Annotated in this window: 11 protein-coding genes; 7 read left to right on the top strand and 4 right to left on the bottom strand. The window is 64.6% G+C overall.

Annotated features, from left to right (window positions below; translation table 11 throughout):
* Nucleotides 1-155 precede the first annotated feature (155 nt).
* The 6 genes from EA795_RS09410 to tldD all read left to right on the top strand — a co-directional run bounded on the left by EA795_RS09410 (nt 156) and on the right by tldD (nt 9652).
* Complete coding sequence (locus EA795_RS09410) at nt 156-1190, top strand: PEGA domain-containing protein (protein ID WP_122076833.1); 1035 nt, start codon at nt 156-158, stop codon at nt 1188-1190.
* Between the two features lie 85 nt (nt 1191-1275).
* A complete protein-coding gene (locus EA795_RS09405; RefSeq protein WP_122076830.1) occupies nt 1276-1869 on the top strand; it encodes a Maf family protein in 594 nt (197 codons plus the stop codon).
* A gap of 117 nt (nt 1870-1986) precedes the next feature.
* Nucleotides 1987-3444 carry a ribonuclease G gene (gene rng / locus EA795_RS09400; protein ID WP_014851642.1) on the top strand — a complete coding sequence of 486 codons (1458 nt, stop codon included), beginning with the start codon at nt 1987-1989 and terminating at the stop codon, nt 3442-3444.
* A 40-nt stretch (nt 3445-3484) separates the two neighbouring features.
* Entirely contained in the window at nt 3485-7294 is a 3810-nt protein-coding gene (locus EA795_RS09395; protein ID WP_122076827.1) for a YhdP family protein, read from the top strand.
* Between the two features lie 67 nt (nt 7295-7361).
* Complete coding sequence (locus tag EA795_RS09390; protein ID WP_122076825.1) at nt 7362-8207, top strand: carbon-nitrogen hydrolase family protein; 846 nt, start codon at nt 7362-7364, stop codon at nt 8205-8207.
* 2 nt (nt 8208-8209) lie between these two features.
* Complete coding sequence (tldD, locus tag EA795_RS09385; RefSeq protein ID WP_014851645.1) at nt 8210-9652, top strand: metalloprotease TldD; 1443 nt, start codon at nt 8210-8212, stop codon at nt 9650-9652.
* A 93-nt stretch (nt 9653-9745) separates the two neighbouring features.
* On the opposite strand, the gene yjgA is transcribed toward tldD, so the two are convergent.
* The gene (gene yjgA / locus EA795_RS09380) at nt 9746-10267 is read right to left on the bottom strand and encodes a ribosome biogenesis factor YjgA (RefSeq protein ID WP_014851646.1); all 522 of its coding nucleotides are present in this window, start codon (nt 10265-10267) and stop codon (nt 9746-9748) included.
* A gap of 100 nt (nt 10268-10367) precedes the next feature.
* Here yjgA and pmbA point away from each other — a divergent pair, with 100 nt between their 5' ends.
* Nucleotides 10368-11714, top strand: coding sequence for a metalloprotease PmbA (pmbA, locus tag EA795_RS09375; protein ID WP_014851647.1), 1347 nt, complete (start codon nt 10368-10370; stop codon nt 11712-11714).
* 94 nt (nt 11715-11808) lie between these two features.
* On the opposite strand, the gene EA795_RS09370 is transcribed toward pmbA, so the two are convergent.
* From EA795_RS09370 to ptsN, 3 genes are all read right to left on the bottom strand, one after another.
* Entirely contained in the window at nt 11809-12081 is a 273-nt protein-coding gene (locus tag EA795_RS09370) for an HPr family phosphocarrier protein (RefSeq protein ID WP_014851648.1), read from the bottom strand.
* Nucleotides 12082-12096: 15 nt separating this feature from the next.
* On the bottom strand, nt 12097-12954 hold the full coding sequence (rapZ, locus tag EA795_RS09365; RefSeq protein ID WP_014851649.1) for an RNase adapter RapZ: 858 nt from the start codon (nt 12952-12954) through the stop codon (nt 12097-12099).
* Between the two features lie 201 nt (nt 12955-13155).
* The gene (gene ptsN, locus EA795_RS09360; protein ID WP_058075579.1) at nt 13156-13623 is read right to left on the bottom strand and encodes a PTS IIA-like nitrogen regulatory protein PtsN; all 468 of its coding nucleotides are present in this window, start codon (nt 13621-13623) and stop codon (nt 13156-13158) included.
* Nucleotides 13624-13627: the final 4 nt, after the last annotated feature.

Raw genomic sequence — 13627 nt, 5'->3', positions numbered from 1 at the left:
TAGGCCATTACTGGCCCGAATCTGATAACTAGAAATACCAACACCAAGCACAGCACGGGCGAGTGGTTATGGAAAATGACGTTTCCGGTTCGAGAAATCGGTTGTTCAGCGGTGCGCGGTCCTTGCTGGCAGGAGCTGGCTGTTTTGGCGCGCTGATGGTGGTCCTGGCGGTTGGCAGCGGTTATTCCCAGGCGGACAGCGCCGCGCAACCGGTCGCTCAGTCCGGCGCGGCCGGCAGTGGCACGCAGGAGACGACATCGAACCAGCCGGAGCAATTGACGGCGAAGCTCACCGAGCTCGATGCGATTCTGGCGGAAAAACAGCAGCTCGAAGACGCCCTGCGGATCGAGAAGAGCGCTCAGAGCGCTGCTGCCTTGCAATCGTCGAATACCCAGAAGCTGATCCGCCTGGAAATCGAGGATTTCTTCGCCCAGAGCAGCAATCGCGCGCGCCTCGATGCGCTTTTCGAGGAGTACAAGCGCAGCGCCGATGAGGAGGATGCCGCACGGCAGCGGGTCGAGTCGGTGCAGCGGGATCTTGCCGCCAAGCAGCTGAAGTTTTCCCAGGCGGCGCGGGATGTAGAGCGGGTGAAGGCGCAGCTGGCCTCGGAGGCTCGCAAGCGCAACAGCAAGAAGATCCAGTCGATCGCGCGACGCCTGGACAAGACCATCTACTTCAACCAGCCGATCTCCTTCCGCTGCTCGACGAGCAAGAGCCTGGCCGAGTGCCTTGCCGGCTATCAGCACGACGGACGCATGTCGCAGTGGGTGCTGGAGCATTATGAGCGGGTACTGGGCGAAGAAATCCGCGACCAGGTCGAAACGCTCAAGCTCAGCCCGAACTGGTATTCCTACCGCACCAAGAGCGAGTTCTCCGAGGCGAGCATGAGCCTGGACGGCACCGTCGAGGCCCAGGTCAGCATCCAGGCGGCGGTAACGGCGAAGAAGATGATGCCTTGTGCGATCCTCGACGTGCCTTACGACCTGTGCGACAGCAGGACGCATTCGCTGATCGTGCGCAGCAACAAGTACAACGACCAGGTGCTGATCAACGAACAGCCCCATGGCTCGACTCCGGTTTCCCTGATGCTCGACAGTGGCACCTACGAGGTGCAGGTGGTCTCCGGCGGTGTGACACAGAAGCGCACCCTGTCGCTGAGCGAAGACCAGGTCGTTCGTTTCAAGTTCTGACAGCGCAACTAGGCGGCGTGCCGGGTGCTTCCGGCCGCCGCTCCGATATGCGACGCTGCCCCGGTACTTATCACAAGGATCAGGTATGGCCGCGTTGTTTCTCGCCTCGGCGTCTCCCCGGCGCCGTGAACTGCTGACCCAGATCGGCGTTCCGTTCGAACTGCTGTCGATCACCCTCGATGAAACGCCCCTGCCGGCCGAGCGCCCCGAGGCCTACGTGCAGCGCCTTGCCCGCGAGAAAGCCCTGGCCGGGTGGGCCGCGGTCAATGATGACTCGGCCGCTGTGTTGGGCGCCGATACCACCGTCGTCATCGATGAGCGAATACTCGGCAAGCCGGCTGACCGGGCCGAAGGGCTGCTGATGCTCGAATCCCTCTCGGACCGCGAGCACCACGTGCTGACCGCCGTTGCGCTGGCCACCCGGGATGCTTGCGAGGTACGCCTGGTTACCAGCCGGGTGCGTTTCCGCCGGATCGAGCGGGCCGAAGCCGAGGCCTACTGGGCCAGTGGCGAGCCTTGTGACAAGGCCGGTGGCTATGCAATCCAGGGTTGGGGCGCGGTGTTCGTCGCCGAGTTGCGCGGCAGCTATTCGGCCGTGGTCGGTCTGCCACTGTGCGAGACGGCGCAACTGCTCGACCAGGCGGGAATCGCCCGCTGGGTGAAAGAAGACCGAAACTGACGAATCGTCGCGCTCATCAGGTTCACCTGAGCCTGTGGCTCGCGCGCTTAAGCCGTTAGAATCGAGCCAACCCTCAGCTTCGGCTGTTCCGTATCACGCCATCGGCCGAGAACAACAATGAGCGAAGAGATCCTGATGAACATCACCCCCATGGAGTCGCGGGTGGCGGTGGTGGAAAACGGTGTGCTGCAGGAAGTCTACGTCGAGCGTACCCAGCGCCGCGGCATCGTCGGCAATATCTACAAGGGCAAGGTGGTGCGGGTACTGCCCGGCATGCAGGCGGCGTTCGTCGACATCGGCCTGGAGCGCGCGGCCTTCATCCATGCCTCGGAAATTTCCACCCGCGAGGGCAACGCGGTCGAGCCCATCAGCGCGCTGGTACACGATGGGCAGAGCCTGGTGGTGCAGGTGACCAAGGACCCCATCGGCACCAAGGGCGCGCGGCTGACCACGCAGCTGTCGATTCCTTCGCGCTACCTGGTCTACATGCCGCGAACCAGCCACGTCGGGATTTCCCTGCGTATCGAGGACGAGGCCGAGCGCGAGCGTCTCAAGCAGGTGGTGGCCGAATGCGTCGCCGCCGAAGGCATCAAGGAAACCGGTGGCTTCATCCTGCGCACCGCTGCCGAAGGCGCGGGCCGGGACGAGATCCTCATGGACATCCGCTACCTGCGCCGGCTGTGGGAGCAGATCGACGGGCAGATGAAGACGGTGGGCGCACCCACGCTGATCTATGAAGACCTGTCGCTGTCCATGCGCACGCTGCGCGATCTGGTCAACCCACGTATCGAGAAGATCCGCATCGACTCGCGGGAGAATTTCCAGAAGGTCCAGCAATTCGTCGGCGAACTGATGCCCGAGCTGGGCGATCGTCTGGAGCATTACCCGGGCGAGCGGCCGATCTTCGACCTGTACAGCGTCGAGGACGAAATCCAGAAGGCGCTGGAGCGCAAGGTGATGCTCAAGTCCGGGGGCTACCTGATCATCGACCCGGCGGAGGCGATGACCACCATCGACGTCAATACCGGCGCCTTCGTCGGGCATCGCACCCTCGAAGAGACCATCTTCAAGACCAACCTCGAGGCCGCCACGGCCATCGCCCGGCAACTGCGCCTGCGCAACATCGGCGGCATCATCATCATCGACTTCATCGACATGGAGGACGAGGATCATCGGCGCCAGGTACTGCGCACGCTGGAGAAGCAGCTCGAGCGTGATCACGCCAAGACCAACATCATCGGCATCACCGAACTCGGGCTGGTGCAGATGACCCGCAAGCGCACGCGCGAAAGCCTCGAGCAGGTGCTGTGCGAACCCTGCATGTGCTGTCAGGGGCGCGGCAAGTTGAAGACCCCGGAAACGGTCTGCTACGAGATATTCCGCGAAATCCTTCGCGAGGCGCGTGCCTATCAGGCCGAGGGGTATCGGGTGCTGGCCAACCAGAAGGTGATCGACCGGCTGCTCGACGAGGAGTCGGGGAATGTCGGCGACCTGGAAAGCTTCATCGGTCGCTCGATCAAGTTTCAGGTGGAAACCATGTATTCCCAGGAACAGTACGATGTGGTGCTGCTCTGAATAGACACCCACCTGACGATGGCGGTCGGAGCGCATCTGGATGAACCGCTTCGTTGTTTTCCTCAATACGTTGTTGCGTCGCTGCCTGTGGCTCGGTGCGCTCGGGCTGGTGCTGGCCGCGTTGTACATCAGCCTCGGGCGCCAGTTGGTGCCGCTGGTCGCCGAATATCGGCTGGAGGTTCAGGACAAGGCGCGTGCGATGCTCGGCATGCCCGTTGCGCTCGGAAGCCTCGAGGGGCGCTGGGAAGGCTTCGCGCCGCGCCTGCTGATCCACGATGTGTTGCTCGGTACGGGCGATTCCGCGGTGCGCCTGGACAGCCTGTCGGTGATACCCGACCTGGCGGGGAGCCTCTGGGCAAGGGAGTTGCGCCTGGCGGCCCTGGAACTCGAAGGCGTCCAGCTCAGCCTGACGCAGACTGCGGATGGCCAGTGGCGAGTGGAAGGTTTGCCGGACGCTGGAAACACCGCCCGGTCGTCTCCCGATCTGCAGAAAGTATTCACCGAGCTGGGCAAGGTTCGCCGGCTGGCACTGTTCGATAGTCAACTGACTGTCGAAGCCCGGGGCGAGTCGCCATTCACCCTCAGCTATGCCAATTTCGAGCTGGCGATCGATGGCCAGGCCCTGCAACTGGATGGGCGCCTGGTGCTGCCGGATGGCCAGCCACTGACCATGCACGTACAGGCGCAGGTGCAGCCGCAGCAATGGCGGGACAGTCAGGCCGAGCTCTACCTCAATCTTCCGCAAAGCGACTGGGCCGCCTGGTTGCCGCGAAGGCTGACCCGAGACTGGCATCTGCAGCGGCTGCGGGCGGGTGGCGAGGTATGGGCCAGTTGGCGTGACCAGGGCTTGTCGCGTGCGGTGACGCGCCTTCACGTCGCCGAGTTGCAGGGGGCCTACGCGGAGCGTGAGCCGGTCAGCGCCGAAGATCTGGCGCTGAATCTCTACGTCGAGCGCTCCGATCAGGGCTACCGGCTGCAGCTCGATGGGCTGGCCTTCACGCTGGGGGATATTCGCTGGCCGGAGACACGCTTGCTGCTGAGCCGGAATGCCGCCGGCGACCAGTGGCGTTTGCAGAGTGACCGCATCACCCTGGCCCCGCTGGCGGCACTGACCAATGCACTGGCGCCGTTGCCCGAGACGGCGGCGGTCATCCTCGAGGACCTCGCGCCGACGGGCAACTTGCGCAACCTGCGGATCGACTACCGCCCCGAGGTGCCGCTGTCCGAGCGCGTCGAATTCGCGGCCAATCTCGATGGGGTGGGTATCTCGACGCATGGCTGGATACCCGCGGTGCAGAACGTCAATGGCATCCTGCGGGGCAATCTGGGCGGCGGCGAGCTGCGTTTCGACAATCAGGACTTCAGCCTGCATCTGGCGGAGCTGTTTCCGGCGCCATGGGCGTATCGGCAAGGTCGCGGCAGCCTGCGCTGGACCCTGGACGAAGAGGCCTTCAGCCTGGTCGCGCCCTATCTGCGGCTTGAAGGGGACGAGGGGCATCTGGCCGGTGACTTCGTCATACGCTTGATGCGTGATCCCGCCGCCGAGGATTACATGGATTTGCGCGTCGGCCTGAGCGACGGCGATGCGCGCTATACCGAGAAGTATCTGCCCACGCGCTCCCCGGCCATGAGCCCGGCGCTGAGCGATTGGCTGGTGTCGGCGATTCGCGGCGGCACCGTCGAGCAGGGTTATTTCCAGTACCAGGGATCGATCGGCAAGGATGCTCCGCCGACGGCTCGCAGCCTCAGCCTGTACTTCGGTGTGCGCGATGCCGAACTGGCTTTCCAGCCGGGCTGGCCGGTGCTTCGCGAGGGGCGCGGCGAGGTGCTGATCGAAGACAGTGGCGTGCGCGTGCGTCTGGCCGAGGGACGCATGCTCGACAGCAGGGTGCACGACGCCCTGGCCGAGGTCCCACACGCCGAGAACGGCAAGCCGCCGCGCCTAGCGATCCAGGGATCGGTCGACGGGACACTGGTCGATGGGCTCAGCTTGCTACAGGTCGCTCCGATCGGCACCACGGAGATATTCGCCGGATGGACGGCCCGGGGACCGCTCAGCGGCACCCTGGATCTGGACATTCCCCTGGGTGGCGGCGAGCGGCCCCATGTGGTAGTGGATTTCGTCAGCACCAACGCTGCGCTGTGGATTCCCCAGGCGAATCTGGGGCTCGAGCAGGTGGGCGGCCGCTTCCGCTACGACACGGCGCGCGGCTTTAGCGCCTCGGACATTCAGGCGCGGGCCTTGGGCCGCACGGTACGCGGCAAGGCGACGGCAACGGGCCGCCCCGAGCACCCTGCGACGCGGATCGAGGCTTACGGCGAGGTGACGCTGAAGGCGTTGCTCGCCTGGCTGGGCACCGAACGTTCGCTGCCGGCCTCGGGCGAGCTGCCGTACCAGCTGCGGCTGGATATCGGCGGTGAGTCCAGCCAGCTGCAGATCGATTCCTCGCTGCTGGGGGCGGCGCTCGAGTTGCCGGCGCCTTTCGGCAAGCCGGCCGGCCAGCGCCGCGACACCAGCCTGAGGATGACCTTGGGCGATGAGCCTCGACGCTACATGATCAAGCACGGCGACCTTGCCGCGCTGACGTTCCAGGCGCCGGCTGGCGACTGGCGAAGCGGCGGCGGTGAGCTGGTGCTGGGTGGCGGTGCGGCAAATCTGCGGGGTGGCGCGGGGCTGTACGTGCGTGGCCGCGTGCCGGAGCTCGACCTGGATGCCTGGCAGACGCTGTTGGCAGGGCATGGTGAGGCTGGCGAGGGACAGTCTGCGGCCTCCTTGCTCAAGCGCGCTCAGCTCGACATTGCGCGTTTCAAGGGTTTCGGCCAGGAGATCGAAAATCTTGGCATCGATCTGCGCCGCGCCGGGAATGCCTGGTCGCTTGGGCTGGCCAGTTCCAGCATTGCCGGCACGCTGCTGCGACCGGATGACGAGGTTGTGCCGATCAAGGTGGATCTCGGGCATGTGCGAGTGCCGGCACCCGCACCGGGTGCCGAAGATAGCGAGCGCAAGGACCCGCTGGCCGCTGTAGATCCGGCGAATTTCCCGCCCATGGATATCGCCATCGACGAGGTTTGGCTGGGGCAGGACCTATTGGGGCCCTGGTCGTTGCGTATGCGCCCGGCCAGCGGCGGGGTGGCCTTTACCGAACTGGACCTGGGGCTGAAAGGACTCAACGTGAGTGGCAGCGGCGGCTGGAATGCTTCGCGTAGCTGGTACAAGGGCCGAATGCAGGGCAAGAACCTCGCCGATGTGCTGGTGGCCTGGGGCTTCGCGCCCACCGTCAGCAGCGACAGCTTCCGCCTGGATGCGGACGCGCACTGGCCGGGCTCGCCGGCATTCGTGGGGCTGGAGCGCTTATCCGGCGATTTGTCGGCTCGGCTGCAGCATGGTCAGTTCCGCGAGGTCGAAGGAGGGGCCCAGGCTCTGCGGGTGTTCGGATTGCTGAACTTCAACTCCATCGGCCGGCGCCTGCGTCTGGATTTCTCAGATCTGTTCGGCAAGGGCTTGAGTTACGATCGGATCAAGGGTGAGCTGTCGGCGACCGAGGGTGTCTACCTGACGAAGGAGCCGATTACCATCACCGGGCCATCGAGCAACCTGGAGCTGGACGGTCGGCTGGACATGGTGCGCGACAGGATCGATGCCAAGTTGCTGGTGACCCTGCCGGTCAGTAATAACCTGCCGCTGGCCGCCCTGATTGCCGGTGCGCCGGCGATCGGCGGGGCCCTGTTCGTGGTCGACAAGCTGCTCGGTGATCGGGTGGCGCGTTTTGCCAGCGTGCAGTACAAGGTCGAAGGGCCTTGGCGCTCGCCGGAGATCATCTTCGACAAGCCGTTCGAAAAGCCCAACTAACCGGCCATTGAAGCGTTGCGTTGGTAATACCGCGCTCAGAGCGGCGCGCCTTTATCGGTTCTGAACCATGTCTTTATCCGTGATCCAGATGGCCTCGCAGGCCGATGTACAGAGCAACCTGAAGATTGCCCGGCGATTGCTGGAGCAGGCGGCGGAGCAAGGCGCACGACTTGCCGTGCTGCCCGAGAACTTCGCTGCCATGGGGCATGCCGACCCGCTGGCGCTGGGGCGGGCCGAAGCGCAGGGTACCGGGCCGATTCTGCCCTGGCTCGGGCAGGCGGCCAGGGACCTGGGGCTGTGGATCGTCGCCGGTACCTTGCCGCTGCCGCCGGACGGCGATCCGGACGCAAAACCGCGAGCCTGCTCGCTGCTGGTCGACGAGCGGGGACAACGGGTGGCGCGTTATGACAAGCTGCACCTGTTCGATGCCGATGTCACCGACAGCCGCGGCCGCTATCGGGAATCCGACCACTACGCGCCGGGACAACGACTGGTGGTGGCCGACACGCCGCTTGGTCGCCTGGGCATGACGGTCTGCTACGACCTGCGCTTCGCCGAGCTGTACCTGGCACTGCGAGCGGCGGGTGCCGAGCTGATCAGCGTGCCTTCGGCCTTTACCCTGACCACGGGGGCGGCACACTGGCAGTCGCTGATCCGCGCGCGGGCCATCGAGACCCAATGCTATATGCTGGCGGCCGCACAAGGTGGCGAGCATCCCGGAGGACGGATCACCTACGGGCATTCGTCCATCGTCGATTGCTGGGGGCGCATGCTGTGCGAACAGTCCACGGGCGACGCCGTATTGTCGGCCAGCCGCGATGTGGCCGAGCAGGCTGCGATCCGGCAACGCATGCCGGTGCTGAGCCACCGACGTTTTTCCATGCCGTGCCTGGACGCGGCCGTTCTGGAGTGAATATGAGTGAACTGCTGTTACCCGTCACCGAGCGTCTGCTGAGCCCGGGTGGCCTGGCCATCGACGATCTGCCGGGGCTGCTCGGCGAACTGGCCGGCCCCGGTATCGATGCGGCGGATATGTATTTTCAGGATCAGGTGACCGAATCCTGGGTATTGGAAGACGGCATCGTCAAGGAAGGTGGCTTCCACCTCGAGCAGGGCGTGGGCGTGCGCGCCCTGTCCGGCGAGAAGACCGGCTTCGCCTACAGCAATGCGATCACCGCCGATGCGCTGCGTCAGGCCGCGCAGGCGGCACGTTCGATCGCCCGCAGCGGACAGCAGGGGCGGGTCGAGGTGCTGAAGAAGGCCGCGTTCGCGCCGCTCTATGGGCATGACAATCCGCTGGACGGGCTGGGGCGCGCCGAGAAGGTCGAGCTGCTCAAGCGCATCGACGTGGCGACACGCGCGCTGGACCCGCGAATCAAGCAGGTGACGGTAAGCCTGGCGGGCGTCTGGGAGCACGTTCTGGTGGCGGGCCTCGATGGCGGCATGGCCGCGGATATCCGTCCGTTGGTGCGTTTCAACGTCAGCGTGATCGTCGAGCAGAACGGTCGGCGCGAGCGCGGTGGCCAGGGTGGTGGCGGGCGTAGCGGCTACGAGTACTTCCTGAGTGAAGACCGCGCCATGGGCTATGCCCGCGAGGCGCTGCGCCAGGCGCTGGTCAACCTCGAAGCGGTGCCTGCGCCTGCCGGCACGCTGCCGGTGGTATTGGGGCCGGGCTGGTCCGGCGTGCTGCTGCACGAGGCCGTCGGCCACGGTCTGGAAGGCGATTTCAACCGCAAGGGCAGTTCCGCCTACAGCGGGCGCATCGGCCAGCAGGTGGCTTCGCCACTGTGCACCATCGTCGACGACGGCACCCTGGCGGGGCGCCGTGGCTCGCTCAGCGTCGATGACGAAGGTACGCCGACCCAGTGCACCACGCTGATCGAGAACGGTGTGCTCAAGGGCTACATCCAGGACAAGTTGAATGCGCGGCTGATGGGCGTCGCGCCTACGGGCAACGGTCGGCGCGAATCCTATGCGCACCTGCCGATGCCACGGATGACCAACACCTACATGCTGGCCGGCGAAAGCGATCCGCAGGAAATCATCCGCTCGGTGAAGAAAGGCATCTACTGTGCCAACCTCGGCGGAGGGCAGGTCGATATCACCAGCGGCAAGTTCGTGTTCTCCACCAGCGAGGCCTACCTGATCGAGGACGGCAAAATCACCGCGCCGGTGAAGGGCGCGACCCTGATCGGCAACGGTCCCGAGGTGATGAACAAGGTGTCCATGGTCGGTAACGACCTGGCGCTGGACAGCGGTGTCGGCACCTGCGGCAAGGACGGGCAATCGGTACCGGTAGGCGTGGGGCAGCCAACGCTGAAGATCGACGGGATCACGGTAGGGGGGACAGGAGCGTGAGAGCCGATAAGCGCGCAGGAGGTTGAAGGCTGTACGAAACCGTGCAATCTCTCGCCCAGCCCTTGGCCTTGAGCGCTTTTGTCGGCTTTTGTTCTATTTCAGGCCGCGCTTGGTTTCATCCAGGTCGCGGATGTATTTGAAGACCTTGCGCGAGGCGGCCGGCGGTTTGTTTCGGGCTGCCTCGTGCTGAGCGTGGCGGATCAGGCTACGCAGGTGCTGACGGTCGGCCTCGGGATATTCGGCGACGAAGGCTTCGAGCGTTTCGTCGTCGCCGACGATGAGACGGTCGCGCCAGCGCTCCAGGGCATGGAAGCGTTCGTTGTATTGCCGGGTCGAGGCATCGACCTGATCGACCAGCGCCAGGATCGCTTCGGTGTCCTGGCTGCGCATCAGCTTGCCGATGTACTGCAGGTGGCGTTTGCGAGCGATATGGGCCGTATGCTTGGGAGCGTCGGCGAGCGCCTTGCGCAGGGCATCGGTCAGCGGCAGGCGGTCCAGCAACTCCGGCTTGAGGGTCGTCAGGCGTTCGCCGAGCTGCTGTAAGGCATGCAGCTCGCGCTTCACTTGGCTTTTGCTTTTTTCGTCGAATTCGTCGAAATCGGAAATATCAGACATGGGACCGGTCCAGTGAAATGGTCGCCATGATAACAGCAGCCACCCGGCGGAGCTCCAGCGGAGCATCGCCGGGACGGTGCGAAAGGGTTGGGGAGTGGTTATGAGTGAAGTAGAGGCTATTGGCCCGCAGGCGTTGCCGGCGCTGCGCGAAAAGGTCCAGCGCATCATCGACGAGGCGCGCAGGCAGGGCGCGAGCGCCTGTGAGGTTTCGGTATCCATGGAGCAGGGCTTGTCCACCTCGGTGCGCCAGCACGAAGTGGAAACCGTCGAATTCAATCGTGACCAGGGCTTCGGCATCACCCTGTACGTCGGCCAGCGCAAGGGCTCGGCCAGCACCACCGGCAGTGGTGACGAGGCCATTCGGGAAACGGTGGCGGCGGCGCTGGCCATCGCCAGGCATGCCTCCGAAGACGAGTTCGCCGGCTTGGCCGACGCCTCGCTGATGGCGCGCGAGGTGCCGGATCTCGATCTCCATCACCCCTGGGAGTTGTCCCCCGACGAAGCCGTGGAGCTGGCGCTGGGGTGCGAGGCCGCGGCCTTCGCCACCGATGCGCGCATTCGCAATGCGGACGGCACCACGCTCAGCACTCATCAGGGCTGCCGTGCCTACGGCAACAGCCATGGGTTCATCGGCAGCTATTGCAGCTCCCGCCACAGCCTGAGTTGCGTGATGATCGCCGAAGCGGACGGCCAGATGCAGCGTGACTACCATTACGACGTCAGCCGGGTCGCCGCTGACCTGGCCGATGCCGCGAGCATCGGTCGGCGTGCGGCGGAGCGCGCCGTGCGGCGTCTGGGCGCGCGGCCGATTCCGACCTGCGATGTGCCGGTGCTGTTTACTGCCGACCTGGCCACGGGGTTGTTCGGGCATTTCCTGGCGGCGATCTCGGGGGCCAATATCTACCGCAAATCCTCGTACCTGGAAAATGCACTGGGGCAGACGCTGTTTCCCGAGTGGCTAAGCCTGGACGAGCGTCCGCATCTGCCGCGTGGACTGGCCAGTGCCGGATACGATGGTGACGGGCTGGCGACCTATGCCAAGCCTTTCGTGGAAGACGGCAGGCTGCTGTCGTACGTGCTGGGCACCTATTCGGGCCGCAAGCTGGGTATGCCGAGCACCGCCAACGCCGGTGGCGTGCACAATCTCTTCGTCACTCATGGCGACGAGGACCAGGCCGCATTGATCCGTCGCATGGGCCGCGGCCTGCTGGTCACCGAGCTGATGGGGCAGGGGCTGAACCTGGTAACCGGTGACTACTCGCGCGGCGCCGGCGGTTACTGGGTGGAAAATGGCGAGATCCAGTTCCCTGTGCAGGAAGTGACCATCGCTGGCAACCTGCGCGATATGTTCAGGCAGATCGTCGCCGTGGGCTGCGATGTCGAGAAACGCAGCAGCATCCGTACCGGATCGGTATTGATAGAGCGGATGAAGGTGGCGGGGCGGTAAGGCAGCGGCAGGCTAAGGCCGTAGGGTGGAGTCATGGTGGATGTAACAGGCGACATCCACCCTACAATTTCGCTAGGCCGCAGGTCGGACTGCCCTACTCGCCTTCCTCGAAATAGTCCTCGATCAGCGCCTTGAGCGCTTCGAGGGCGTGTTCCTCCTGTTCGCCCTCGGTGCGCAGATGCAGCGGGGTGCCCTGGCTTGCCGCCAGCATCATGACCGCCATGATGTTCTTGCCATCGACCAGCGTGTCCGGGCAGCGCCCCACACGGATGTCGCAGGGAAAGCGGCTGGCCGTACCGACGAATTTCGCCGCGGCTCGGGCGTGCAAGCCGAGCTTGTTGATGATGGTGATGTCGCAGGCGGGCATGGTGGTCGGCAGTTCCTAAGCAAGGTCGCGATGACGGACCTGGATGTTTTTCAAGGGTTCTCGAAGCGCCTGGCCGATCCGCTCGGCGAGGAAAACCGAGCGATGATGTCCTCCGGTGCAGCCGATGGCGATGGTGACATAGGCGCGGTTGCTGGCGGCGAAGCGTGGTAGCCATTTGTGCAGGTAGGCGAGGATGTCCTGGAACATCTCTTCGACATCGGGCTGCGCCATCAGGTAATCGATCACAGGCTGGTCGAGCCCCGAGAAATCGCGCAGCTCGGCTTTCCAATAGGGGTTGGGCAGGCAGCGGACGTCGAATACCAGGTCCGCATCCACCGGCATGCCACGTTTGAAACCGAACGACTCGACGAGGAAGGCCGTGCCGGGCTCGGGCTTGTTGAGCAGGCGCAGCTTGAGCGTATCGCGCAGCTGGTAGAGGTTGAGATGCGTGGTGTCGATCTTCAGGTCGGCGTGATCGATGATGGGCGCCAGCAGCAGTTCTTCATCGCGGATGGCCTCGGCCAGCGATCGGTTCGCGTTAGTCAGCGGATGCCGGCGGCGGGTTTCCGAAAAGCGCTTGAGCAGCGTCTCGTCGGCGGCATCGAGGTAGAGCACGTCGCAGAGGATATGCCGGGCACGAACCTCTTCCAGCAGTTCGGCGAAGCGCCTGAGCTGACTGGGCAGGTTGCGTGCGTCGATGGACACGGCCACCTGCGGATTCAGGAGTTCGGTATGCAGCAGCGAGCGTTCTGCCAGCTCCGGCAGCAACCCGGCGGGCAGGTTGTCGATGCAGTAGAAACCATTGTCCTCGAGCACGTCGAGGGCCGTGCTCTTGCCGGAGCCGGAGCGGCCGCTGACGATGATCAGGCGCATGGGTAAGCGCGCTTCGAGCGTCCGCCGCGCTGTAGAAGCGGAGCGGGAGGATGCCAGGTTCGTCGCAAGTCGAAGATGATCACAACACACTCCTCAAGCGCTGACGCCGCCTGACAGCTGTCGGCGGTGGTCGTTGACGGGGTCGGTCTGGAACGAAGTCATGCGGCGAGCCGCAGCCAGAATGCGCTGGGCTTCGCGCGGCTACTGGCCGTTCTGCTGCACGTCGACAACCACCTGGTACAGACTCTGGTTGGTTGGCGCTTGACGCAGTTTTTCACGTACATCGTCGCGGTCGAGCATGCTGGCGATCTGGCGTAGCAGTTCGAGGTGCTCGTCGGTCGCCGCTTCCGGTACCAGCAGCACGAACAGCAGGTCGACGGGCTCGCCATCGATCGCATCGAAATCGATCGGCGTGTCGAGTCGCAGGAGCGCGCTCATCGGCGACTTGCAGCCGGCCATCCGGCAATGCGGAATGGCGATGCCATTGCCGAAACCGGTGGAGCCAAGTTTTTCTCGCGCGAAGAGGCTCTCGAAGATCGCCTGGGCGTCGAGGTCGGGAAGATCCTGGGCGATCACCTTGGCGATCTGTTCCAGGACGCGTTTCTTGCTGCCGCCCTGAACGTTCACCAGCGAACGTTCAGGGCTCAGGATGTTTTCGAGTCGGATCATGGTG

It is taken from the genome of Stutzerimonas nitrititolerans (assembly GCF_003696285.1).
Lineage (GTDB): Bacteria > Pseudomonadota > Gammaproteobacteria > Pseudomonadales > Pseudomonadaceae > Stutzerimonas > Stutzerimonas nitrititolerans.
Note: the sequence above shows the minus strand (reverse complement) of the source record. Positions and strands in the feature narration are given on the sequence as shown.